The organism is Peribacillus sp. FSL R5-0717, from assembly GCF_038002945.1.
GTDB classification, from domain to species: domain Bacteria; phylum Bacillota; class Bacilli; order Bacillales; family DSM-1321; genus Peribacillus; species Peribacillus frigoritolerans.
The window spans coordinates 1984775-2006877 of record NZ_JBBOOF010000001.1 but is presented as its reverse complement, the minus strand read 5'-3'; the positions used below and the strand labels follow the sequence as shown (position 1 = coordinate 2006877).

Here is a 22103-nt window from a genome sequence, read left to right as displayed (position 1 = left end):
ATTTGGGGGGATTTTTTTGGCTATCTCAGAGGAAACTGAACAGTTTCAGGGACTGGCTTCAGCTATACAAAAGGCGAAGGACTTGAATGATCAAGTTCTATTCAGTCATATTAAGAAGATTAAATGCAACAGCCCCCTTTCATTTTATCAAGCTGGAAGAGAACGGTATGCAGGTGAACGCTTTTTCTGGGAGGACCCTGCAAAGGAAATAACCATCACCGGTTTAGGCAATGTTAAGAAACTCAAAGCGGCATCGAATGCCGAACGTTATAGAGAAGTCGAAAAGAGCTGGATCAAACTGCAGAATGATGCTGTCAAAACAGGAGTGACCGATGTAGAAGCGACAGGTCCTTTACTGTTTGGGGGCTTTTCTTTTGATTATGAAACTGACAGTACGCTCCTTTGGAATCAGTTCGGGGACAACCTGTTTTATATACCTGCCTTCATGCTGTCAATAGTGGGGAAACAAGCTTACTTAACGACAAACTTACTTTGTTCGCCTGATGATTCAGAAAAACTCTTCATAGATATGATAAATGAACGGGAAGCTTTCCTCTTCGAAAGCTTGGATGGCAATGGATTGGGTGCAAATTCCCTTGTTATGCAGAGGGAAGTCGAACCTAAGGAATGGAAGCGGACGGTCGCAGAGGCTGTTCAGGAAATCAAGACGACAGATCTCGACAAGATTGTTTTGGCAAGGGAGCTTCGACTTGGTTTTGAACGTTCCATCGATTCAGGGAAAGTGCTTGAACAATTGATTGCTGAGCAGCCATTGAGTTATATTTTCAGTTTGGAGGCTGGTGGTGACTGTTTTGTCGGTGCCACTCCCGAACGTTTGATTAAGAAACAGGGAAATGAAGTTTTTTCTACCTGCCTTGCCGGATCGATGCGGCGAGGGAAAGATGAGCAAGAAGATGTTTGTCTTGGTGAAGAATTGCTTCATGACCAAAAGAATTTACAAGAGCATCAATATGTCGTGTCGATGATATCCAATGCTTTTGATTCTGTATGCGAAAAGGTGATGGTCCCAGCCGGACCGACACTTATGAAAAACCGTCATATCCAGCATTTGTACACACCGGTTCGCGGTATATCCAAGGAAGGTGTCACGATTTTTGAATTTGTCGAGAACCTCCATCCCACACCTGCCATGGGCGGACTTCCAAAAGAAAAGGCTGTTGTCCGAATTCGGGAATTGGAAGGTCTGGAACGCGGATTTTATGCGGGGCCTTTAGGCTGGGTGGATACGTATGGGAACGGGGAATTCGCTGTAGGGATACGTTCTGCCCTTATACAGAACAATGAGGCATCGCTCTTTGCCGGGTGCGGAGTAGTGGAAGATTCGACACCCGAAAGTGAATTCCGGGAAACGGGGATTAAATTCAATCCGATGTTAAGTGCTTTAGGAGGAAATCTTAATGAATGACCGAGATGCATTGACAGCGTATGCTGCTTCATTCGTCGATGAGCTTGCACAAAATGAGGTGAAGCATGTGGTGGTGAGCCCAGGTTCACGATCCACGCCACTGGCTTTGCTGCTAGTAGAACATCCTGATATCGAAATTCATATTAATGTGGATGAGCGTTCGGCTGCTTTTTTTGCCCTTGGTTTGGCTAAGGCCTTAAAAGAACCTGTCGGACTTCTTTGTACGTCCGGTACAGCCGCTGCAAACTATTACCCAGCCGTCATCGAGGCTTTCTATTCAAGAGTGCCGCTTATTGTACTTACCGCTGACCGTCCGCATGAATTGCGTGATGTCGGAGCCCCGCAGGCGATCGATCAGATACACCTTTACGGGAGACATGTAAAATGGTTTGTCGAAATGGCACTTCCTGAAAGCACGGATGGGATGATGCGGTATGCCAGAACGGTCGGTGCAAGGGCAGTGGCTACTGCGGCCGCTGAACCGGCAGGGCCTGTACATTTGAATTTCCCGCTTCGGGAACCATTGATTCCGGACCTGGAGCAAGCAAAGGAGTACCGGCAAAATAAAAGGACGCCTGCAGTGTTGATTGACAGTGGAGAACGGTCATTGTCCGCATCACATTTAGAAGCGGTTGCAACTACATTGTCAAAAGCTAAGCAAGGTATCATTGTATGTGGCGAATTACCGCATCCAGAGATGAAGCAAGCCATTGTCGCATTAGCGAAAAAACTTGCTTTTCCGGTACTGGCTGATCCCCTTTCACAGTTAAGGAGCGGAAGTCATGATAAAGCCGTCATCATTGATGCGTACGATACGTTTCTGCGTGATGAAACGGCAAAAGCGGCATTCAGGCCGGAAGTGATCTTGCGATTCGGGGCAATGCCTGTTTCTAAACCGTTATTGTTATTCATGAAAAAACAAAAACAGGCGATTACTTTGGTCGTCGATAGCGGAGCAGGCTGGCGCGAACCAGCCGGTTTGGCAACGAATATGATTTACAGCGAAGAGAAAGATTTTTGTCTGGGAATAGCTCAAAGCATTACTTCTTCCCCTGATGATGAATGGCTTCGCTTATGGCAAACCGTCAACGGAGCGACGAAGGATGCCTTAGCCTCCGTCAGGGATGAAGCGGAGTTAAGCGAAGGCAAGCTGTTCGCCTTGCTTGCTGATATGATGCCATTGGAGTCGACGTTATTTGTCGGGAATAGTATGCCTATACGAGATTTGGATACTTTCTTTTTGAATAATGAAAAAGGAATCCAAACCATTGCCAATCGCGGGGCGAATGGCATCGATGGTGTCGTTTCCACTGCACTTGGCGTGAGCACGGTATCGAAAAATACGGTGCTGGCGATCGGGGATTTAAGCTTTTTCCATGATATGAATGGCTTGCTTGCAGCAAAACTTCAAAAACAAAATATCACGATTTTGCTGGTTAATAATGATGGCGGCGGCATTTTTTCCTTCTTGCCGCAGGCGAATGAGAGGGAACATTTCGAAACGCTATTCGGCACGCCCCATGGGCTTGATTTTTCACATACTGCCCAGCTTTATGGCGGTAAATACAACAAGGTGCAAAATTGGGATGATTTCGAGAAGGTATTTACCGAGTCGTTCGAAATTCAAGGTCTGAAAATCATCGAAGTACCGACAGAAAGAGAGTCCAATTTACAAAAGCATCGAAATTTGTGGAGCTTTGTTTCCCAGGAAATAAAAATGGTGTTAGACGGGGAAATATCATGAATATTGTCAGCAAGGATGTCAATTATGCTGTTGAAATAACGGGAAATGGGGATCCTCTTGTACTTTTGCATGGATTTACGGGAAATCGGGATACATGGAAATTTCTCATCCCGCTACTGAGTGACAGGTATACGCTGATCATGGTCGACATCATCGGACATGGCATGTCTGCGTCACCAGCCGATCATCGAAGGTATGAGCTGGAAAATGTGGCTGAGGATATCAAGTATATTTTGGATGTGTTACATTTCCCGAAAGCCCATATTCTTGGATACTCGATGGGCGGAAGGCTCGGATTGGGATTTGCCTGTTTGTATCCTGAGTATGTTGATACATTGATACTGGAGAGTGCTTCACCAGGTCTTTTAACAGAAGAGGAACGGGAAATCCGAAGGGGAAATGATCGGAGGCTTGCCGAACGGATTCTTGCAAATGGCATGGAAGCGTTTGTGGATCAATGGGAAAGCATCCCGCTGTTTGAAAGCCAAAAACGGTTGTCGGCCAAAACCAGGTCAGCCATTCGGGAGCAGCGGTTGGCAAATGACCCTGCCGGCCTTTCCAATAGCCTTCTTGGCATGGGGACCGGCAGTCAGGCTTCTTACTGGGAACAACTGCAAACCCTTGATTTCCCGGTGCTCCTTGTAACCGGTGAACTTGACCATAAGTTTTGTCGAATAGCGGACTCGATGAAAAAAAAGCTGAAGCGCGCCGAATGGAAAATAATAAATGATGCGGGACATGCGATTCATGTGGAAGTTGGAGAAAAGTTTGGTAAAATAATAAGTGAGTTTTTAAAGCGAAATATAAGGAGGAATTAATGTGACGATTCAATGGGAAACAATACGTGAATATGATGAGATTTTATATGAAAAATATAACGGGATTGCGAAAGTGTCCATCAATCGACCGCATGTACATAATGCATTCACGCCAAAAACGACTGCTGAAATGATTGATGCATTTGCAAGGGCGCGTGATGATTCCAGCATTGGTGTCATTATTTTAACAGGTGTAGGCGGCAAAGCATTCTGTTCAGGCGGAGACCAAAAAGTCCGCGGAAATGGCGGATATGTGGGTGAAGATAACATTCCGCGTCTAAATGTTCTTGATTTGCAACGTTTAATCCGTGTCATTCCAAAACCAGTCGTAGCCATGGTGGCAGGATATGCAATTGGCGGAGGTAATGTCCTGAACGTGGTATGTGACTTGACGATTGCTGCTGACAATGCAATTTTCGGACAAACTGGACCGAATGTAGGAAGCTTTGATGCTGGTTATGGTTCTGGCTACCTTGCACGTATCGTGGGTCATAAAAAGGCGCGTGAAATCTGGTACCTATGCCGTCAATACAATGCACAGGAAGCATTGGATATGGGATTGGTCAACACGGTCGTGCCTTTAGACCAATTAGAAGCGGAAACGGTTAAATGGTGTGAAGAAATGCTTGAGAAGAGCCCCACTGCACTTCGTTTCCTGAAAGCGGCAATGAACGCTGATACGGATGGTCTTGCAGGTCTTCAGCAATTGGCTGGTGACGCTACACTTTTATACTATACAACAGAAGAAGCAAAAGAAGGCCGCGATGCATTCAAAGAAAAACGCACTCCGGACTTTGGGCAATTCCCTCGTTTCCCTTAATGAAACGCGTGAATCGATGAGACTGACAGCTTGGCGGAAAATCGCCGGGCTGTTTTCTATATCAAAAAGGAAGAGGGGAAGCAGCAATGGCAGAAGAAAAGTTGCCGAACTGGCTGAAAAATCGGGCGCATCTTTCACCGGATCGCCCGGCAATTGAGTTTGAAGGTCATACGTATAGCTTTCTTGAACTGTATACTTTATCGGAGAAGATGGCTGGAAGGCTTTCAAGCATTGGTCTGGGCGCTGGCGATTCATGCGCGGTTTTGCTCCGTAACCATATTGATGGTGTTGTCGTTATCCATGCACTATTTCATCTCGGTGTGAAGATTGTGATGCTGAATAATAAGCTAACGGCAAAAGAGCTGTCCTGGCAGATCGAGGACAGCAAAACTGCCTATCTGGTTTCGGAAGGGTCCTTCTCCGGCAAACTCGCTGATATTGGTGAGATTCTCCCGGATTTGAAGCTTCACTTAATGGAAGAATTGCCGGATGAAGGCACAGCAGGGATACTTCAAGAGTTTTACCTTGAGGATACCGCTACGATCATGTATACATCTGGCACGACAGGAAATCCAAAAGGGGTGATCCAAACATTCGGCAACCATTGGTGGAGTGCCGTAGGGTCTGTTTTGAACCTTGGATTGCATGAAGAGGATTCTTGGTATTGTGCGGTTCCGATCTTTCATATTAGCGGTTTATCCATCTTGATGAAAAATGTGATTTATGGCATGAAAGTCGTTTTGGCGGAACGTTTCGATGAACGGGAAGCAAACCGGAGCATTCAGGAAAATGGCGTGACGATCATTTCGGTCGTGACGGCGATGCTGAATAGGATGGTGCAGGATATGAAGGGAACAAGCTATCCAAAAACCTTCCGCTGTTTCCTGTTGGGCGGCGGCCCTGCACCCGTCCATTTGCTTGAGGTATGTAAGGAGAAAGGGATTCCTGTCTATCAAACATATGGGATGACCGAAACGTCTTCACAGATTGTGACGCTGGCACCGGAATATAGCATGACAAAAATCGGCTCTGCGGGAAAGCCTTTGTTTCCTTCGCAGTTACGGATTGAGAAAGACGGCACGATGTGTGAACCGGGTGCAGTGGGGGAAATCGTGGTATCTGGTCCGAATGTGACGAAAGGCTACTTTAATCGGATGGATGCTACACAGCAGGCCATTACCGATGGATGGCTTTATACTGGGGACCTTGGTTATCTCGATGAGGAAGGTTTTTTATATGTGCTTGACCGACGCTCGGATTTAATCATTTCCGGCGGTGAAAATGTCTACCCGGCCGAGATTGAAAATGTCCTTAGTACGCACCCCGATGTGTTCGAAGCGGGAGTGACGGGGACAGAAGATGAAAAATGGGGACAGGTCCCGCTTGCTTTTGTTGTTCTGCATCAAGGTGCAGAGCTAGGTGAGAGCGAACTGCTCGAATATTGCAAGGAGTATTTGGCACCCTATAAGATTCCCCGGAACGTGATATTTTGTAAGGAGCTTCCCCGGAATGGAGCAAGCAAGCTTCTTAGACGGGAACTGAAGAAGGAGATGGGGGAATGGCAATGAAGTTATCCTCCATTTCCCTAAAGCTCATTAAGGCCCCTTTAAAGCGTCCATTCAAGACGCATCTCGGAACGGTAAGCGACCGGGAAGTGATAATAGTCGAAGCCATGGATGAAGACGGATTGATTGGATACGGGGAAGCTGTGCCTTTTACAAGTCCTTGGTATACCGAGGAAACGACCAAAACATGCTTTCATATGTTGGAAGACTTCTTAATCCCGCTGACATTGGCCAGTCAGATCAGTCATCCTGATGAGCTGCCGAACTTATGGAGCGGAATCAGGCGGAATGCAATGGCGAAGTCGGCTTTAGAGCAGGCAATCCTCGATTTGTATGCGAAGCAGAAAGGAGTCTACCTTGGACGGCTGTTTGGCGGCGAACGAAGGGAAGTGTCCGCTGGCGTAGTCATTGCATCGAATGATATAGAAGATGCGATGCGCCAGATCGATGATTTTTCCGGATCCGGTTATCAGCGATATAAAATAAAAATAAATCCTCAAAATGATCTGGAGTTTTTAGCGGAAATCCGTCGGGCCTATTCTGATATCCCGCTAATGGCAGATGCCAATTCAGCGTACACTCTTGATGACATCCCGCATCTGCAGAAGCTTGATGACTTCAAGCTGATGATGATTGAGCAGCCGCTGGGGCATGACGACATTGTGGAACATTCATTTTTGCAGAAACAGCTGCAGACACCCATTTGCCTTGATGAAAGCATAAATTCATTTCATGATGCAAAAAGTGCACTGTCGCTCCAGAGCTGTGGGGTCATCAACATTAAGATGGCTAAAGTCGGCGGCTGGATGGAAGCGGTAAGAATTCATGATCTATGCCTGGGAAATGATGTGCCCGTTTGGTGCGGCGGTATGATTGAATTTGGGATTTCACGTGCACATAATATTGCACTTGCCTCATTAAAAGGGTTCACGATTCCCGGGGATATATCATCTTCATCCCGTTATTGGGATGGAGATATAATCGAGCCTGAAGTCATCGTCGAAAATGGCATGATCCAAGTTCCCGATAAAGCTGGAATCGGTTTTGCCATCAATGAAAAGCGGCTAAAGGAATTGACTACATATAGTAAACTGTACAAATGAAACAACAAAGGAGGTGCATGGGCCACCTCTTTTGATCAAATATTGATCATATCTCCTTTTACTCCCACGATCTATGCAACTTACCCAATTCGTACTTTATTGGACGGAAACCCCACCCTTTTGGAACATGATTTTAATAGGATACTAACATTCTTAGAAAAGAGTACGGCTGACTGAAATCAACCTGAACATTTTTTATTTGTCTGCAGATTTTTTTGAAAAACCATTTAAATGGCCCGATAAAACATTATTTTTTCGGAAAATGGGGCTTTGTCTATTTTTCCTTTATTGGATTATTTTGTATAATGAATGAAAAGAAGGGCAACCAAAGGGAAAAGGAGGGGAGAGTGTATGAAAAAACCATACCTTATTGCGGAAATTCTACTAAGAAGGGGCATGCCTGACTATGTCATAAAAGAAGTGACGGCTTTGAAGGAGTGCGAGCTGTTTCTTTTGAAGCGAAAGTGGGGCCTATATGACCGGAAGACAGGTGCGTAAAGAATGAAAGTAAAAAGGGAACCGTTTCAAGCCGGTCCCCATGCGGTTAAGTTTTTTTTAGCCGGTACCTATTGACTGGACGGCCTATGCTGCCATATTGTACGTCAAGCTGAAGGACTTCTTCGCCATGCAAGTATTCAAGATAGCGCCTAGCTGTAACTCTGGCGATTCCAATTCCATCAGCCACTTCTTCTGCCGATAGTGACCCAGGCTGGGTTCTTATGAACTTCGTCACTTGCTCAAGAGTCGCGCCATTCAATCCTTTCGGAACATCATATTTCGGACGCGCTTCAGAATGTGTTTTATTTTGAAAGAGGATTCGGTCGAGCTGATTTTGGGAAATTTGATGATCAGGTTCAACCTCCATCCGAAAAGCATAATATTGTTCCAGCGTATGTTTTAGCCTATCGAATTTAAATGGCTTGATTAAATAGTCATAAGCCCCGTTCTGTATCATTTTTCGAATCGTTTTCTGATCATTTGCCGCTGAAATGATGATGACATCCACATCAATTTGCTCTTTTCTAATTTGATAAAGTGTATCAACCCCGTTTAAAGATGGCATGAAGATGTCCAAAATGACAAGGTCGGGTTTAGACTGCCTGATTTTTTCCAGACCTTCAAGCCCATTTGAAGCTGTATCAACGATTTTAAAGGCAGGCAGGCGCTCGATGAACTGTTTGTTGACCTCTTGGACCATTGGGTCGTCTTCAATTAATAGTACACGAATTTCGTTAGTCATTTTGGTTCTCCTCTATATCATGCATCGGAAAAGAAAGAAAAAAGCTTGTTCCCTCATTAGGGCGTGTCGTGAATTTCATTTCGCCGTTCGCTTTTTTTACAATTTGGTCTATTAGATAAAGACCAATTCCTGATCCTTCCGCACCTTTTGTTGTAAAACCATATTCGAATATATCTTTATGAATGTCCTCGGGAATGCCGGGTCCATTATCCTCAAGCACGATTTGACAATGACGTTCATCCTGGTAGATGGATAGATAAACCTGTTTTGTTTCCTCTGAACAATACTTTAGCGCTGCGAATGAGTTTTCGATCAGGTTTCCGATTATCAAAACAAAATCGTGATGATCCAAACCAGCGGGGAAGCGGTCCAATTTTGTGTGTTTGTCCATGATGAGCTCGATCCCGAGTTCCCGTCCCAAGGAGATCTTACTTAATATCAGCCCCACTAAATTATCATCGTGAATGTGCTTCGTTAAAAACCTGGTCAATTCCTCTTGTTCTTCCGTGATCTGAAAAATGTAATGCAGCGCTTCGTCAAGATTACCTAGCTGGATCAATCCTGCTATCGTATGAAGTTTGTTCATATGTTCATGGTTTTGAACGCGCAGGGCTTCAACGAATGCTTTGACACTAGTCAACTCTTCAGCTAGCTTCGTCACATCGGTGCGATCCTGGAAAATGGCCACGGCACCGATCGTTTTATCCGCAATCTTTATCGGTACCCGGTTGCTCACAATATTCCTGTTTTGAACGGAGATTTCCTGATTGAAGATGGGAGATGTCCGATCGAGCACTTCCGGGAGACGGGTATCGTGTATGATATCATTGATATTCTTGCCTATGACCGCACCTTTGATCTTGAATATCTGCTTAGCCTTTTCATTGAAAATCGTGATGGCCTGATTATTATCTATGGCGATGACCCCTTCATGCATGGCATTGAAAGCGGCTGTCCTTTCAACCAACATCCGTGAAATTTCATGGGGTTCCAGTTGGAAGGTTTCTTTTTTAATCCTTTTTGCCATGAGCCAAGAGCCGCAAACACCGAATAGAAGGGTAAGAACCAGGATAATCGCGATTTCGCCTTTCAGGTCCTTGATTAATTCCGGTATCGTAGGCAGGATATTCCCGACCAGCACGACGCCGATTTGCTCTCTATCTCCATCGAGGATCGGGACAAAGGCGCGGACGGAAATGCCAAGTTCGCCAGCAGCCTTTGAAAGGTATTCGTGTTCAGCGAACGCAGCGCTTTCATCACTGCTGCTGGATGGGGTCCCCAATTGACTGAACACCGGGTGGGAATAACGTATATGCTGATTGTTGAGTACAACTATATAATCCGCTTGATGGATTTTTCTTAAGTTTTCAATAATCGGATTAAGCTGCGTCCATCCTTCAGGTTCACGGACCAATTTCTGTACTTCAGGGAGTTCGGCAATGGTATGGGCTGTGATCATGGATCGTTTGCCGATTTCATCTTCCCTGACCGAAACGATATTTCCGAATATAAAAATCCCGCCTATAAGTATCGAAAAAGCGACGATTACGAATGATAGCAGGGTGATTTTAATTTGAATGGGCATATGAAAGGATTTATCCATTGGTTTTCCTCCATTACTTCTATACTTAATAGTAACAGAATTTCTATCACTTTTCGCTATTTTTCGCGCAGTGTATTACGACAGCAAAAAGCTGTGATAGAATAGTGATAATGTGAAGTGAGCGGTGAGGAGTTGTCGGTATGCGTGCATTATGGGGGTACTTCTTATTAATTGGCTTGGGGCTGTTGATAGCCGTGTATATATCGTTTCAATCGTTCTTTACAAGCTTCGGTTTCAATTTGCCGAAGGATGAGGAGCAGGTCGGGATGAAGGATCAAATCGTGATTAAGTTCAGTCATGTCGTTGCCGAAAATACACCTAAAGGGCTAGCTGCAAACCGATTTGCCCAACTTGTCGATGAATATACAGACCATCGTGTCAAAATAGAAGTTTATCCTAATCAGTCATTATATAGTGATCAGGAAGAAATCGAAGCATTACAAGAAAACAAGGTGCAGATGATTGCACCGACTGCATCTAAAATCACGAGCATATCAAAGAAATGGATGCTATTGGACCTCCCTTACGTCTTTCCAACGGATGAGGCCTTGCAGGAAGCGTTGAATGGGGAAGTGGGGGAAGAGCTGCTCAAGCAGCTGAATATCATCGATATCGAAGGACTCGCATTTTGGTCGAATAACTATAAACAGATTACAAGCAGTAAGCCGATACGGCATCCAAGTGATTTTGCAGGAAAGCATTTCAGAATCATGCCAAGTGCAGTCCTGGAAAGCCAATTCAAGCATTTTGGAGCGACAACTTCGGTCCTGGAGTTTAATGAAACGTTCAAAAGCCTTGAAATCAACGAAACGGATAGCCAGGAAAATACGATTTCGAATATCTATTCCAAGAAATTATATGAAGTGCAAAAATATTTAACGATCAGTGATCATGGCTATTTAGGGTATGTAGTCATGATAAACGAGCAGTTTTGGAACAAACTCCCGTTGGATATTCAGCAGCAAATCCAACGGGCGATGGATGATACAACGAAATGGCTTTGGATCAAATCAAATGAATTGAATCAGGAACAGCTAAGTGAAATCCAGCAAAAATCGAATATCGACATCTATAAACTGTCAGATGAAGAAAAGAAAGAATGGATGGATGAGATGACCGTCATCTATCCGGAATTCGAATCCACGATTGGAACCGAATTGATGACGAAAATGGAAAAGATCCGTGAGAAGTATTTAAAGGAATAACTAACGTAAGGGAATCCCATTGAAAGGGGGTTCCCTTCTTCTTTATCGTTCCCGATAGAAATACTCTTCTGGATTTTGTAAAAAATCAATCATCTCTTCATAATCATATGTTTTTAAAACCAAACCATTTTCATCAAACACGATGAATGCAGGTTCTTTCTTTAAATCAAGTTTTGGATATTGCTCATTCAATGACTTGTAAAAGATGCTTCATTTGTAATTGGGCCCACATTGGTTATATTACTCTCTTCTAGTAAATCAAATGTAATTTCTTTACCAACGGCTTGGAGCGAATATGTGTGACCCTCACTAGGCAAAAGATTCGGATGAATTCTAGCGTAATCATCTTTTTCATCCGTGCAAGCAACTAGCATCGATAGGAGTAGAAACGTTAAGCTTACATTTATGATCTTTTTCATATTTTCCCCTCTCTAAGCTTACATTTAATTATTCCATAAATTGTAATTATTAAAGCTTATCATAGGTTGCTCAAGAACAGGAAGCTATCATGCTTTGTCAGGAACCGAAACTCCAAGAACTCTTTAGAGTACCGAGGTACAAAAAAGAAGCGAATCCAAAGGGAGCCGCTTCTTTCTCGTCTATTGCAAGGCAGTTTGCAGTGTCTTGACGTTTTTTTCCATTAAACTGAAGTAATCTTCGCCAGCTTCGATATCTTTTTCCGTCAACACGGAAAGGTTATGGAGCTCAAGCGATTTCGCTCCCATTTCCTTTTGGATGATTTCGGTAAGTTTAGAACTGATATTCTGCTCAAAGATGACATAGTTCAAGTCTTCTTTTTCAGCCATGGTTACGATTTTCCCCAGTTCCTTTTGAGAAGGTTCGTTTGAAGACGTTAGTCCTGTGACGCCAATTTGTTCCAATCCGTAGCGTTCCTCCCAATAACCATATGCAGAATGGGAAACGATGATCTTATTGGTACGGCCCGACTCGATCGTCGTCGCGAATTTTTCATCAAGTGCCTCAAGCTTTTCGGAAAGATCATTGAAATGGCTGTTGAAATATTCTTCCTGTTCCGGCATTTTTTTCGTTAATTCGTCCTTGATGGTTTTAGCCATGTCAATGGAATAGACGGGATCTAACCACAAATGCGGATTAACGCCCCCATGGTCATGACCGTCTTCTTCATTTGCATGCTCTTCTTCATGGGCATGTTCGTCTTTATGCTCATGCTCCTCTTCATCAAGATGAACCGTTTCGCCCACCGCAATTGTGCTGACGCCTTCTTTGCTTAGAATTGGTTCAGCCTTGGTTACAAAGCCTTCAAGATTATAGCCAATATAGAAAAATAGGTCTGACTCAGCCATTTTCACAATATCTTTTTGAGAGGGTTCGAATGAGTGTTCATCCGTTCCTGGAGGATAAACCGTCTCGACATTCACGTACTCCCCGCCAATGGCCTCAGTGAAGTATTGTAAAGGGTAAACCGTCGTATATATATCCAAGGCATCCTTGGTTTCTTCTTTACTCGATTCTCCCTTTGAGTTGCCGCAGGCTGACAGAAATACCGCAGTAACAAGGAAAAGGGAGAGCAATGCTCGAATTTTCATATGATATGCTCCTTTATAATTCGTATTGATTACGATTTGAATTTTATGTGGTAAAAACGAAATGATTACGATTTGACTTCTGTATGATACAAAAGATTGCAAAGGAAAGCAAGGGTTTTTTCTATTGGTCCTTACTTTTTTCTTTTTTTTCTGGAACAAGGTCAATGCCCCCTGGATGAAACGGATGACATTTAAGAATCCGGATGAGTGCTAACCAGCTTCCTTTTATAGGTCCGAAACGATTGACCGCTTCCAAACCATAATGGGAACAAGTTGGATAAAAACGGCAGGTGGGCGGTTTTAATGGAGAAATGGCAACTTGGTAAAAACGGATGACTCCCATTACTATTTTTTTCAGCACGATGCTTTCAGCTCTTTTCGAGTAAATTGACTACCCTCAATTATAGCATATTTTCTAAATTTCCCAAAAGGGTAAAAAAGGAATGAGCCTATTGGCAATCCGATTGATATAATGAGAATTAATTTTAAAGGATGAAATATATTGTTATTCAAGGTAAAATAGAGATGACATACAATTAAGGAGTGAATTAAATGCCTTCAGTTGAAAGCTTTGAATTAGATCATAACGCTGTTAAAGCCCCATATGTTAGACATTGCGGTGTCCATAAGGTAGGAACAGACGGTGTTGTTAATAAATTTGATATCCGTTTTTGCCAGCCGAATAAACAAGTGATGAAGCCGGACACGATCCATACCCTGGAACATTTGCTTGCATTCAATATCCGTAAGCATTCCGAGCGCTTCGATCACTTTGATATTATCGACATTTCGCCAATGGGATGTCAAACAGGATATTACCTTGTGGTCAGCGGCGAGCCGACTGTGACGGAAATCATCGATGTTCTTGAAGATACATTCAAGGATGCTGTTACAATTACCGAAATTCCTGCTGCAAACGAAAAACAATGCGGCCAAGCAAAATTGCATGATCTTGAAGGAGCTAAGAAATTAATGAATTTCTGGCTTGCACAAGATAAAGAAGATCTTCATAAAGTTTTCGGTTAATAAAAAAGTTCCTGTCCATTTGTGACAGGAACTTTTTTCATTTTTTGGGTTCTTCTTTTTTTCCCTCATCCTCTGGCAAAGGTTTGACCGGATCCACTGTATGCTTGTAGCTGTAACCTTTTCCGATTGTTAAGACCGATAGTGCCAATACAATCAGAATCACAATAATGGAGATAACTAAAACCGTAATCATATACTTTCCAGCTCCTAACGTTCACAATTTAGATTCATTTTAGCATAAGAACCGAGTCAGATAATGTTTCAATTTTCGAATAGAGGGAATTATAAAGGTATAACCAACTTACGGAGGTAGATATTTATGGCTCAGAAAAAATTAGGAACTTTAGTGAATAAGGAAATAGCAAACTTCAGTGTTCTTTATACAAAAATTCATAATTACCATTGGTTCGTGAATGGACCGCACTTCTTTGAACTGCACCAAAAATTGGAAGAGTTATATAAAGAAGTGACATCCAACTATGACGAATTGGCTGAAAGACTATTGGCCATTGGTGAAAAGCCGGTTGCTACCCTTAAAGAGTACATGGAATTAACGACGATCGAAGAAGCGACAGGTAATGAAAATACAGAAGATATGGTCCAAAGCGTCATAAGTGATTTTGAAAAGCTTTCCGAAGAGTTCCTGGAAATCATCGAAGTTGCCGAACAAGAAGATCCGGTTACGGCCGATATGCTGACAGGCATGAAGAAAAGCTTAAACAAACATGCTTGGATGCTGCGTGCGTATTTAGGACATTAAGATTTAGGAAAAGCCCTGCTTCGGCAGGGCTTTATTTTTTTTTTAAAACCTATAAAAAAGGCATCCATCAAAAGAGGGACACCTGACATGGTATGTATTTAATGAATATTCCTAGGCGGAAAATGTGTAGGTTTCGTGTCGCTCATACTATTTTGAGCAAACTTCCCTTTTAACGTTTCAATAATGTAAAGGCCCATTAAATTGGTTAGTTCCTGATCATCCATCTCTTGAAGCAATTCGAAAATTTCCTTGCGGTCAAGCTGTTCCAGAACCGCAAACGTAAGCATATCAATATCTTCTTCATCACCAGTCATCTTATCACGGTACATATTGTATAATTCTTCAATTAACTTCAAAACTTTCACCTCACATTTATTAGAAATCCGTTATCTCTTTATATGTAGGTTATCAAAAAAACCTCTGGGTGCATATAAAAATCTTAAGGGATGCTTGGGCTTATTATATGTTTTACCCTTTGAAAGATACTTTAATCTATTATTTAACATCTTTGTTCTTCTGTAAACAAAATTTTCCATCGTATGAAGTGGGGAAATACGTGAAAAATAAGCGTAGGATATATGGAAAGGGTGGATGAATGTGTCTGAAGACAGGAAAAAATATTACATTTGGCTTCCGAATGGCCAGATAACACAAGATAGGGAAAGTTCTCCATGGAACTTCGAAATCGAGGCGACAGATAATGAAATCATCAAATTACGTGAATTATTTGATTACAATTATTCAATAGGGGAAGAAAATTTTTACCGGGCACATGTCCCATACCTTCAATATCATTTTGACCGTGAAAATGATAAGCAGGATATCACCCTTCAAAAAATTTACGAAATGATTTACGCCCTGGGAACTGAAGAAGGAAGACGGCATATAGAAAGCATGGGAATACTACAGGCAAAACCAACAGACGATGGCCTCGAATATTGAGGGTCCATCGTTTTTTTGATGTAATGCAGATTCCCGCTGGATAGTGATTTTTTTTACCCATATAATGAAACAAGGAGCATGGCACCATTTCTTATACGGAGAGAAGGGGAAAAATGAAACGATTTCTTGATAAGAACGGATATAAGGTCGAATTCTCCGAGAATCCTGTCTTTGGAGAGCCTTGGCATGTTTTTGTGCTTAGCAGATATAAGGGCAGGTGGGTATTGACCAAACACAAAGAAAGGGGATTCGAGTTCCCTGGCGGTAAACGGGAAGCAGGGGAATCCATTGAAGAAACGGCCATACGGGAAGTTTATGAAGAAACAGGAGGCTTGGTGGGCCAGCTGCAATTTTTGGGACAATATAAAGTGCATGATCCAGTGAAGCCATTCGTTAAATCAATATACTATGCCGAATTGCGTGAAATAGAGAAGAAACAGAATTACCTGGAAACGGATGGCCCGATCTTTATGGAATCATTGCCGGATGTACTCGGTGAGGAGTTTAGCTTCATCATGAAAGATGAGATTGTACCGTTGAGCTTATCGAGACTGGATGATGGCACTTTGCAAAGAAACGAGTGAATGTCTGGAACTCACGAGTAAAACGGTAGAATTCACGAGTAAATCGCGAAAACTCGCGAGTAAAAGTCCGAAACTCACGAGTAAATGTCCGAAACTCAAGAGTAAATGTCCGAAATTCACGAGTAAATCATCAAAACTCGCGAGTAAATCGCCGAAACCAACTACATTCATGTTTTAACTCAGCATGAGTGAAAAACTGCCGAGGGTTATCGGCAGTTTGGTCAGTCTTTGATTAATTTTCGCTCGAGCAGTTCGACTAGTTGATACATGATTGTGGCAAAGACGGCAATGATCATCAAGGCAAGCATTACAAGGGTGAAGTTGAAGACTTGAAAGCCATAAATGATTAGGTAGCCGAGTCCTTTGGCCGAAACAAGGAATTCCCCTACGATGACGCCGACCCAGGAGAGGCCGACATTCACTTTCAATGTCGAGATGATCGTTGGGAAGGATGCGGGTAATATGGCTTCCCGAAAAGCTTGTGTTCTTGTGGCGCCAAAAGTTTGGAGTACTTTCAGGTAGTTCGGGTCCACTTCGCGAAATGCAGTGTAGACGACGATGGTGGTGATGATGATGGAGATGATCGCCCCCATCGAGATGATGGATGGAAATCCAGGGCCGAATGCTACGATGATGATGGGGCCGAGTGCCACTTTCGGCATTGCATTTAATATGACGAGATAAGGATCAAGTGTTTTGGATAATCTTGGCGACCACCAAAGCAGGGATGCCAGGATCGTTCCAAGCAGTGTTCCTATGATAAAGCCGAGAACGGTCTCGAATAGCGTCACTCCGGAATGGGATAGCAGGGTTCCATCACCCAATTTCTGTATGAAAAGATGCCACACTTTAGTCGGGGAGCTGAAGATGAGCGGATCGATCAGTTCCTTCCTGGATAAAAGTTCCCAACTGCTGAAAAAAACGATGAAAATCAGGATCTGATAAAAGCGAATGAGCCTGTTTTCTTTTTTTAATGAGGTTTTATATTGGTTATGAAGCTGTTCAATATTCAAGGCTCTCAAGCTCCTTCCAGATCGTTTGGAATAGCATTGGATACTGCGGATGGTTGCGTGCATGGAAAGGCGTGAGTTCACGCAATTCATCGGGCACCTTGAAGGTTTTGTGCACGCTACCCGGGTTCGCGGAAAACAGAAAGATGCGGTCACTCATTGCAATGGCTTCACCGATATCATGGGTGACGAGGACGGCTGTCTTTCCGAAGGATTTCAGGGTTTCAAAAACAAGGTCTTCCAGTTTCAACTTGGTTTGGTAATCTAGAGCAGAAAACGGTTCATCAAGCAATAGGATTTTTGGGTCGACCGCCAGTGTCCGTGCCAGTGCAGCCCTTTGCCTCATTCCTCCCGATAGTTCGCGCGGATATAATTTTCCGGTGTCTCCCAATCCAACGTCACTTAAAAGTTTAAGCGTTTTTATTCTCTCAAGTCCTTCATCTTTTTTAATCAGTTTCAATCCTAATAAGATATTTTCTTCTATCGTCTTCCATGGAAATAGATAATCCTGCTGCAGCATATAGCCGATTGAAAGGTCGCTGTTGGCTTTCAGCGGTTTGTTTTCGAGCAGGATCTTTCCTGAAGTGGGCGGAAAGAGCCCGGCGATGATGGAAAGCAGGGTGGTTTTTCCGCAGCCGCTCGGACCTAGAAAAGAGACGAATTCACCTTTTTCAATGTCGAGGGAAATGTCCGCAAGTGCGGTCGCTGCCGTCTGATTTGAAAAATAAGTATGGTGAATGTCTTGGATTTTTAAAAAGCTCATCGGACATCCTCCTTACCTTTTGCTATGTTATTTTGTGACTTCTTCAGCAAAGTCGGTATTGACCAGCTCTTCATGGCTAATACGTGATGGAAGCTCGCCTGCTTCATCCATGATGTTTTGCAGATTGTTCCATTCTTCTTCATCAAGAATGGGATCGGTGGCAAAGGATCCTTGTTCTTTGTAGCGGTTGATGACTGTTTCCATCGTCTCGAGATTGGTATCCTCAAAATACGGCTGAATGACTTCGGCAATTTCGGCAGCATCGTTTTCCTGAACCCAATCTTGTGCTTTCTTCAAGGCCCTCGTGAATTTTTCGACAGTCTCTTTGTCTTCTTTCAAATAGCTTTCTTTAGCCATATAAACTGTATATGGAAGATGACCGGACTCGGTACCGAAAGAAGCGACGATATAGCCTTTTCCTTCTTTTTCAAACACACTGGCCGTTGGTTCGAACAGTTGAACGAAATCGCCGGTTCCGGAAGCGAAGGCAGTTGCGACATTCGCGAAATCAATGTTCTGGATGAGGTTCAAATCTTTTTTCGGGTCTATGTTATGTTTTTTCAATACGAACTCGCCGGCCATTTGCGGCATCCCGCCTTTGCGTTGGCCTAGGAATGTAGAGTTTTTCAGCATATCCCAATTGAAGTTGTCAATTTTTTCACGTGAAACAAGAAACGTTCCATCCGTCTGTGTTAATTGGGCGAAGTTGATGACGGGGTCATTCGAGCCTTGTGCCTGAACGTAAATCGATGTTTCGGAGCCAACGAGAGCAATATCTGCGCCATCGGAAAGAAGAGTGGTCATCGTCTTGTCGCCGCCTGCCGTCGTTTTCAAATCAATGCTGAGGCCTTCATCTTTAAAAAATCCTTTTTCGATCGCGACATATTGCGGTGTATAGAAAAGGGAGCGGGTTACTTCGGCAACCCTGACCTTCGTTGTTTCCTGTTCTTTGTTGCCGCATGCGCCAAGCGGGATCACCAGCACGCACAGAAGTAAAAATACGACACCTGCTTTACACCATTTTTTCAAAATTCCTTCCTCCTTGATATATGGGTATTTTGCCTACATTATCGTATGAACGGAAGAAAAAAATGTGAATGCCTCTCAGGGGATAAAAACAAGCGGATGTTTTACAATAAGAATAAAGAGAAAGGAGAGTGGAAATTGGAGAACGGAACGATTATTTCAAAACAGCGGTTTCCATCACCGCATCCACGAATCCATCTTTATTCAGTTACGTACATATCACAAGGCCTGAAGGTAAAGGGGTTGCTGGCTGAACCGGTTGATGGCGAAATACATGACGCCTTCTTATATTTACGCGGCGGGATTAAAAATGTCGGCAAGGTGAGGCCTGCAAGGATCGTGCAGTATGCTGTAGAAGGTTTCATCGTTTTTGCTCCTTTTTACCGTGGAAATCAAGGCGGGGAGGGAGATGAGGATTTTGGAGGCGAAGATCGATTCGATGCGATATCAGGATTCAATCTTCTTGAACAGCACCCCAGGGTGAACAAGGATCACATTCATATCCTCGGATTCTCCCGTGGCGGCATCATGGCCCTTTGGACTGGGATATATTGCAGGAACGCAGCGTCGATTGTTACATGGGGAGGTGTGTCGGATATGTTTTTAACATATGTCGAACGGGTCGATATGCGTCGAATGATGAAGCGTGTCATCGGCGGAACACCTAAAAGATGCCCCGATCAATATGAATACCGTACTCCATTGTTTGCGATTGAAGATTTGAATGTACCCGTCCTGATCATACATGGTGAAAAAGATGACAATGTCGCCATAGAACACGCATACCGGCTGGAAAAAAGATTGAAAATGCATGACAAAGAGGTCGAAAGCTGGTATTTCCCTCAATTCACGCATTACTTCCCGCCTGCCGTAAACAGAAAAGTAGTCGAAGATTTAACATCTTGGATGAAAAGTAAAACCGAATAATGATAGAATGAAGGATATACTAAGTATATTGGTAAGAGGAGGAGATACACATGGGCATGCCTATGGAGCTAAATACCATGATCGTTACTAAAGGGAACGAAACCCGTGAAGAAGAAAACATTTTTCGGCTGGCGAAAGCTGGTTACAGGTTATACCCTATCGATATTCCAATCGATGTCCGCAAAACGATCCAATCTGATTCAAGCGGAACAGCCGTTATCCAAAAAATTGAATGGACCAGTGAAAAGACCATCATTACGTACCAACTGCTATCACTGAATTCAACTAACTAAATAGACAAGCGCTTGCCGGGAATCACCTTCGCTGCAAGCGCTTTTTTTGTTTTGGCGGAATTCGACAGATGCGCGGATAATTCGGCCAGTGTGGAAAAAATTCGACCCAAGCAAAACGGGATTTTATCAGCTTAGAATCCCTGGTGGATATTCAATCTTCGAAATGATTGTCACGAAAAGAGTGGTAAAATGGTGTAAAGTGCATGAGGCGGGGTGGTTTGATGATTTTGGTGAGTTCTTGTTTAGCGGGCCTTGAGGTAAGATACAATGGTACTCACAGCTTGGATGATGGAATTATGGCGTTGATGAGGGAGAAAAAGGCTATAGCTGTTTGCCCTGAGTTGCTTGGCGGTTTTTCGACACCGAGGGAACCTGCTGAGATAGTTGGAGGTGAGGGTGGCGATGTCCTTGATGGAAAAGCGAAGATCATCGAAAAGTCGGGCAGGGATGTAACGGAATTGTACATAAAGGGGGCGAATCTCACGTTATTGAAAGCTCAGGAGGTAGGGGCGACGTTAGTCGTTTTAAAAGAAAATAGTCCATCCTGCGGGAGTGCCACGATTTATAATGGGGAATTCAAGGGGAAGAAGAAGGTCGGGAATGGAGTGACCGCGGCTTTGCTTAGGAGGCATGGGTTCACGGTCATTTCAGAAGAAAGGTTATTCGATTATCTGGGTGGAAAATGAGTAATGGCATTTTAGATTGTGCTTTTGAAAGAAGGGGAATACATGGAGGATATCAATCTCTATACTTTGCTATTTTTAGTACTTGCGGGTTTTATTGCCGCATTCATCGATTCCGTAGTGGGCGGGGGAGGGTTAATTTCCATTCCTGCTTTATTGTTCACGGGGATATCGCCTTCAGCGGCACTTGCCACTAACAAGCTGGCGGGTACCATGGGGTCTTTAACGAGTACGATTTCATTCATTCGGGCTGGAAAAGTGGATTTCAATTTCATCATCAGGCTGTTTCCAATCACCGTGATTGGAGCGGCGTTAGGAGCATACGTTGTACATTTCGTTTCCGCAGAGATATTGAAGCCCCTCATTTTGATCTTGCTGGTCATTGTCGCGATTTATACGTTGATAAAAAAGGATTGGGGTAAAGATGCAAAGTATAAAGGGCTGACAAGGAAGAAAATGATTCTTTTGATAATCATTATATTTACGATTGGTTTTTATGATGGTTTTCTTGGACCAGGCACAGGTTCCTTTTTATTATTTTCATTTCTGATCATTGGGTTTGATTTTGTCCAGGCAGCCGGGAATGCAAGAATATTGAATTTTGGAAGCAATATTGCCGCACTTATCATTTTTTTATCTATGGGGACCGTCAATTTTGCCTATGGAATCCCGATGGGTCTTGCAATGGTCGCGGGAGCATTGGTAGGAACGAACTTTGCCATAAAGAAAGGTGCTTCCTATGTCCGTATCTTATTCATTTGCGTCACGGTTTTATTGATTGGAAAAAATGTCCTTAATTATTTTCATATTTTTTGATGGAGTGTTCAGCGAATGAATTCCTATTAAAAATGGCCGTGGATACAATGCGTATTTTCGGCCATTTTTAAACAAGGTCATTCGCTTCTTCAGGTGTTGGGAAATCAGCTTCCCCGTAGGTTTGCAGTACGCCATGAAATACTTCTGCATAAAAGGCCAATGCGACTATTGCTGTCCATCA

At 43.4% G+C, this 22103-nt stretch carries 26 protein-coding genes; 16 read left to right on the top strand and 10 right to left on the bottom strand.

The window, feature by feature from the left end:
- The first annotated feature begins 16 nt into the window (after nt 1–16).
- The 7 genes from NYE65_RS09715 to NYE65_RS09685 all read left to right on the top strand — a co-directional run bounded on the left by NYE65_RS09715 (nt 17) and on the right by NYE65_RS09685 (nt 7974).
- Nucleotides 17–1426, top strand: a complete 1410-nt coding sequence (locus tag NYE65_RS09715) for an isochorismate synthase (protein ID WP_340860806.1) — start codon at nt 17–19, stop codon at nt 1424–1426.
- The gene (menD, locus tag NYE65_RS09710) at nt 1419–3170 is read left to right on the top strand and encodes a 2-succinyl-5-enolpyruvyl-6-hydroxy-3-cyclohexene-1-carboxylic-acid synthase (RefSeq protein ID WP_340860804.1); all 1752 of its coding nucleotides are present in this window, start codon (nt 1419–1421) and stop codon (nt 3168–3170) included. The genes NYE65_RS09715 and menD overlap by 8 nt, the downstream gene beginning before the upstream one ends.
- Nucleotides 3167–3988, top strand: a complete 822-nt coding sequence (gene menH, locus NYE65_RS09705; protein WP_340860802.1) for a 2-succinyl-6-hydroxy-2,4-cyclohexadiene-1-carboxylate synthase — start codon at nt 3167–3169, stop codon at nt 3986–3988. The genes menD and menH overlap by 4 nt, the downstream gene beginning before the upstream one ends.
- A gap of 7 nt (nt 3989–3995) precedes the next feature.
- Entirely contained in the window at nt 3996–4808 is an 813-nt protein-coding gene (gene menB, locus NYE65_RS09700; RefSeq protein ID WP_370029151.1) for a 1,4-dihydroxy-2-naphthoyl-CoA synthase, read from the top strand.
- Between the two features lie 86 nt (nt 4809–4894).
- Nucleotides 4895–6376 (top strand): o-succinylbenzoate--CoA ligase, encoded by a 1482-nt coding sequence (locus NYE65_RS09695; protein ID WP_328175685.1) that lies wholly within the window; start codon nt 4895–4897, stop codon nt 6374–6376.
- Nucleotides 6373–7476, top strand: a complete 1104-nt coding sequence (gene menC, locus NYE65_RS09690) for an o-succinylbenzoate synthase (protein WP_340862120.1) — start codon at nt 6373–6375, stop codon at nt 7474–7476. Before NYE65_RS09695 ends, menC begins: the two co-directional genes overlap by 4 nt.
- A gap of 351 nt (nt 7477–7827) precedes the next feature.
- Nucleotides 7828–7974, top strand: coding sequence for a hypothetical protein (locus NYE65_RS09685; protein WP_153246142.1), 147 nt, complete (start codon nt 7828–7830; stop codon nt 7972–7974).
- A 46-nt stretch (nt 7975–8020) separates the two neighbouring features.
- Here NYE65_RS09685 and NYE65_RS09680 read toward each other — a convergent pair whose 3' ends face one another.
- Both NYE65_RS09680 and NYE65_RS09675 read right to left on the bottom strand, forming a co-directional pair.
- Nucleotides 8021–8716, bottom strand: coding sequence for a response regulator (locus NYE65_RS09680; RefSeq protein WP_340860796.1), 696 nt, complete (start codon nt 8714–8716; stop codon nt 8021–8023).
- On the bottom strand, nt 8709–10319 hold the full coding sequence (locus NYE65_RS09675; RefSeq protein WP_340860794.1) for a sensor histidine kinase: 1611 nt from the start codon (nt 10317–10319) through the stop codon (nt 8709–8711). Before NYE65_RS09675 ends, NYE65_RS09680 begins: the two co-directional genes overlap by 8 nt.
- Nucleotides 10320–10459: 140 nt before the next feature.
- On the opposite strand from NYE65_RS09675, the gene NYE65_RS09670 reads away from it, so the two are divergent.
- Nucleotides 10460–11524 carry a DctP family TRAP transporter solute-binding subunit gene (locus NYE65_RS09670; RefSeq protein ID WP_328175683.1) on the top strand — a complete coding sequence of 355 codons (1065 nt, stop codon included), beginning with the start codon at nt 10460–10462 and terminating at the stop codon, nt 11522–11524.
- Between the two features lie 188 nt (nt 11525–11712).
- On the opposite strand, the gene NYE65_RS09665 is transcribed toward NYE65_RS09670, so the two are convergent.
- The 3 genes from NYE65_RS09665 to yidD form a co-directional block, all read right to left on the bottom strand.
- Nucleotides 11713–11943, bottom strand: coding sequence for a hypothetical protein (locus NYE65_RS09665; protein WP_340860792.1), 231 nt, complete (start codon nt 11941–11943; stop codon nt 11713–11715).
- Nucleotides 11944–12123: 180 nt separating this feature from the next.
- The gene (locus NYE65_RS09660) at nt 12124–13092 is read right to left on the bottom strand and encodes a metal ABC transporter solute-binding protein, Zn/Mn family (protein WP_328175681.1); all 969 of its coding nucleotides are present in this window, start codon (nt 13090–13092) and stop codon (nt 12124–12126) included.
- A 121-nt stretch (nt 13093–13213) separates the two neighbouring features.
- Nucleotides 13214–13435 (bottom strand): membrane protein insertion efficiency factor YidD, encoded by a 222-nt coding sequence (gene yidD / locus NYE65_RS09655; protein ID WP_206758824.1) that lies wholly within the window; start codon nt 13433–13435, stop codon nt 13214–13216.
- Nucleotides 13436–13644: 209 nt separating this feature from the next.
- Between yidD and NYE65_RS09650 the strand changes: the two genes are divergently transcribed.
- Complete coding sequence (locus NYE65_RS09650; protein WP_340860790.1) at nt 13645–14118, top strand: S-ribosylhomocysteine lyase; 474 nt, start codon at nt 13645–13647, stop codon at nt 14116–14118.
- Between the two features lie 37 nt (nt 14119–14155).
- Here NYE65_RS09650 and ytzI read toward each other — a convergent pair whose 3' ends face one another.
- Nucleotides 14156–14311, bottom strand: a complete 156-nt coding sequence (gene ytzI, locus NYE65_RS09645) for a YtzI protein (protein ID WP_340860788.1) — start codon at nt 14309–14311, stop codon at nt 14156–14158.
- A 126-nt stretch (nt 14312–14437) separates the two neighbouring features.
- Between ytzI and NYE65_RS09640 the strand changes: the two genes are divergently transcribed.
- Nucleotides 14438–14878 (top strand): Dps family protein, encoded by a 441-nt coding sequence (locus tag NYE65_RS09640; protein ID WP_048686502.1) that lies wholly within the window; start codon nt 14438–14440, stop codon nt 14876–14878.
- A gap of 98 nt (nt 14879–14976) precedes the next feature.
- Here the strand turns inward: NYE65_RS09640 and NYE65_RS09635 are convergent, their stop codons facing one another.
- A complete protein-coding gene (locus tag NYE65_RS09635; RefSeq protein ID WP_370020242.1) occupies nt 14977–15243 on the bottom strand; it encodes a DUF6154 family protein in 267 nt (88 codons plus the stop codon).
- Between the two features lie 226 nt (nt 15244–15469).
- On the opposite strand from NYE65_RS09635, the gene NYE65_RS09630 reads away from it, so the two are divergent.
- Together NYE65_RS09630 and ytkD are read left to right on the top strand one after the other, a co-directional pair.
- Nucleotides 15470–15820, top strand: a complete 351-nt coding sequence (locus NYE65_RS09630) for a hypothetical protein (protein WP_048686500.1) — start codon at nt 15470–15472, stop codon at nt 15818–15820.
- Between the two features lie 113 nt (nt 15821–15933).
- On the top strand, nt 15934–16404 hold the full coding sequence (gene ytkD / locus NYE65_RS09625) for an RNA deprotection pyrophosphohydrolase (protein ID WP_340860783.1): 471 nt from the start codon (nt 15934–15936) through the stop codon (nt 16402–16404).
- Nucleotides 16405–16625: 221 nt separating this feature from the next.
- Here ytkD and NYE65_RS09620 read toward each other — a convergent pair whose 3' ends face one another.
- Genes NYE65_RS09620 through NYE65_RS09610 form a run of 3 tightly spaced genes read right to left on the bottom strand, consistent with a single transcriptional unit; the run spans nt 16626 to nt 19206 of the window.
- Entirely contained in the window at nt 16626–17417 is a 792-nt protein-coding gene (locus tag NYE65_RS09620) for an ABC transporter permease (RefSeq protein WP_223255909.1), read from the bottom strand.
- Nucleotides 17407–18177: an ABC transporter ATP-binding protein gene (locus NYE65_RS09615; protein ID WP_057279181.1), complete on the bottom strand. Its 771-nt coding sequence runs from the start codon at nt 18175–18177 to the stop codon at nt 17407–17409. Before NYE65_RS09615 ends, NYE65_RS09620 begins: the two co-directional genes overlap by 11 nt.
- A 27-nt stretch (nt 18178–18204) precedes the next feature.
- On the bottom strand, nt 18205–19206 hold the full coding sequence (locus NYE65_RS09610; RefSeq protein ID WP_063595925.1) for an ABC transporter substrate-binding protein: 1002 nt from the start codon (nt 19204–19206) through the stop codon (nt 18205–18207).
- A 135-nt stretch (nt 19207–19341) separates the two neighbouring features.
- Between NYE65_RS09610 and NYE65_RS09605 the strand changes: the two genes are divergently transcribed.
- The 4 genes from NYE65_RS09605 to NYE65_RS09590 all read left to right on the top strand — a co-directional run bounded on the left by NYE65_RS09605 (nt 19342) and on the right by NYE65_RS09590 (nt 21922).
- Nucleotides 19342–20130, top strand: a complete 789-nt coding sequence (locus tag NYE65_RS09605; RefSeq protein ID WP_328133983.1) for an alpha/beta hydrolase family protein — start codon at nt 19342–19344, stop codon at nt 20128–20130.
- A 50-nt stretch (nt 20131–20180) separates the two neighbouring features.
- Entirely contained in the window at nt 20181–20423 is a 243-nt protein-coding gene (locus NYE65_RS09600) for a DUF2584 domain-containing protein (protein WP_034310541.1), read from the top strand.
- Nucleotides 20424–20644: 221 nt separating this feature from the next.
- Entirely contained in the window at nt 20645–21109 is a 465-nt protein-coding gene (locus NYE65_RS09595) for a DUF523 domain-containing protein (RefSeq protein WP_340860777.1), read from the top strand.
- 42 nt (nt 21110–21151) lie between these two features.
- On the top strand, nt 21152–21922 hold the full coding sequence (locus NYE65_RS09590) for a sulfite exporter TauE/SafE family protein (RefSeq protein WP_340860775.1): 771 nt from the start codon (nt 21152–21154) through the stop codon (nt 21920–21922).
- Nucleotides 21923–22103 lie beyond the last annotated feature (181 nt).

Coding starts and splice junctions, on each gene's coding strand:
- menH (WP_340860802.1), top strand. CDS start 3,167: ATGAATATTGTCAGCAAGGATGTCAATTATGCTGTTGAAATAACGGGA.
- NYE65_RS09660 (WP_328175681.1), bottom strand. CDS start 13,092: ATGAAAATTCGAGCATTGCTCTCCCTTTTCCTTGTTACTGCGGTATTT.
- NYE65_RS09590 (WP_340860775.1), top strand. CDS start 21,152: ATGGAGGATATCAATCTCTATACTTTGCTATTTTTAGTACTTGCGGGT.
- NYE65_RS09630 (WP_048686500.1), top strand. CDS start 15,470: ATGAATGTGTCTGAAGACAGGAAAAAATATTACATTTGGCTTCCGAAT.
- NYE65_RS09600 (WP_034310541.1), top strand. CDS start 20,181: ATGGGCATGCCTATGGAGCTAAATACCATGATCGTTACTAAAGGGAAC.
- menC (WP_340862120.1), top strand. CDS start 6,373: ATGAAGTTATCCTCCATTTCCCTAAAGCTCATTAAGGCCCCTTTAAAG.
- NYE65_RS09615 (WP_057279181.1), bottom strand. CDS start 18,177: ATGAGCTTTTTAAAAATCCAAGACATTCACCATACTTATTTTTCAAAT.
- NYE65_RS09650 (WP_340860790.1), top strand. CDS start 13,645: ATGCCTTCAGTTGAAAGCTTTGAATTAGATCATAACGCTGTTAAAGCC.
- NYE65_RS09695 (WP_328175685.1), top strand. CDS start 4,895: ATGGCAGAAGAAAAGTTGCCGAACTGGCTGAAAAATCGGGCGCATCTT.
- yidD (WP_206758824.1), bottom strand. CDS start 13,435: ATGGGAGTCATCCGTTTTTACCAAGTTGCCATTTCTCCATTAAAACCG.
- ytzI (WP_340860788.1), bottom strand. CDS start 14,311: ATGATTACGGTTTTAGTTATCTCCATTATTGTGATTCTGATTGTATTG.
- NYE65_RS09640 (WP_048686502.1), top strand. CDS start 14,438: ATGGCTCAGAAAAAATTAGGAACTTTAGTGAATAAGGAAATAGCAAAC.
- NYE65_RS09680 (WP_340860796.1), bottom strand. CDS start 8,716: ATGACTAACGAAATTCGTGTACTATTAATTGAAGACGACCCAATGGTC.
- ytkD (WP_340860783.1), top strand. CDS start 15,934: ATGAAACGATTTCTTGATAAGAACGGATATAAGGTCGAATTCTCCGAG.
- NYE65_RS09665 (WP_340860792.1), bottom strand. CDS start 11,943: ATGAAAAAGATCATAAATGTAAGCTTAACGTTTCTACTCCTATCGATG.
- NYE65_RS09670 (WP_328175683.1), top strand. CDS start 10,460: ATGCGTGCATTATGGGGGTACTTCTTATTAATTGGCTTGGGGCTGTTG.
- menD (WP_340860804.1), top strand. CDS start 1,419: ATGAATGACCGAGATGCATTGACAGCGTATGCTGCTTCATTCGTCGAT.
- NYE65_RS09675 (WP_340860794.1), bottom strand. CDS start 10,319: ATGGATAAATCCTTTCATATGCCCATTCAAATTAAAATCACCCTGCTA.
- NYE65_RS09685 (WP_153246142.1), top strand. CDS start 7,828: ATGAAAAAACCATACCTTATTGCGGAAATTCTACTAAGAAGGGGCATG.
- NYE65_RS09595 (WP_340860777.1), top strand. CDS start 20,645: ATGATTTTGGTGAGTTCTTGTTTAGCGGGCCTTGAGGTAAGATACAAT.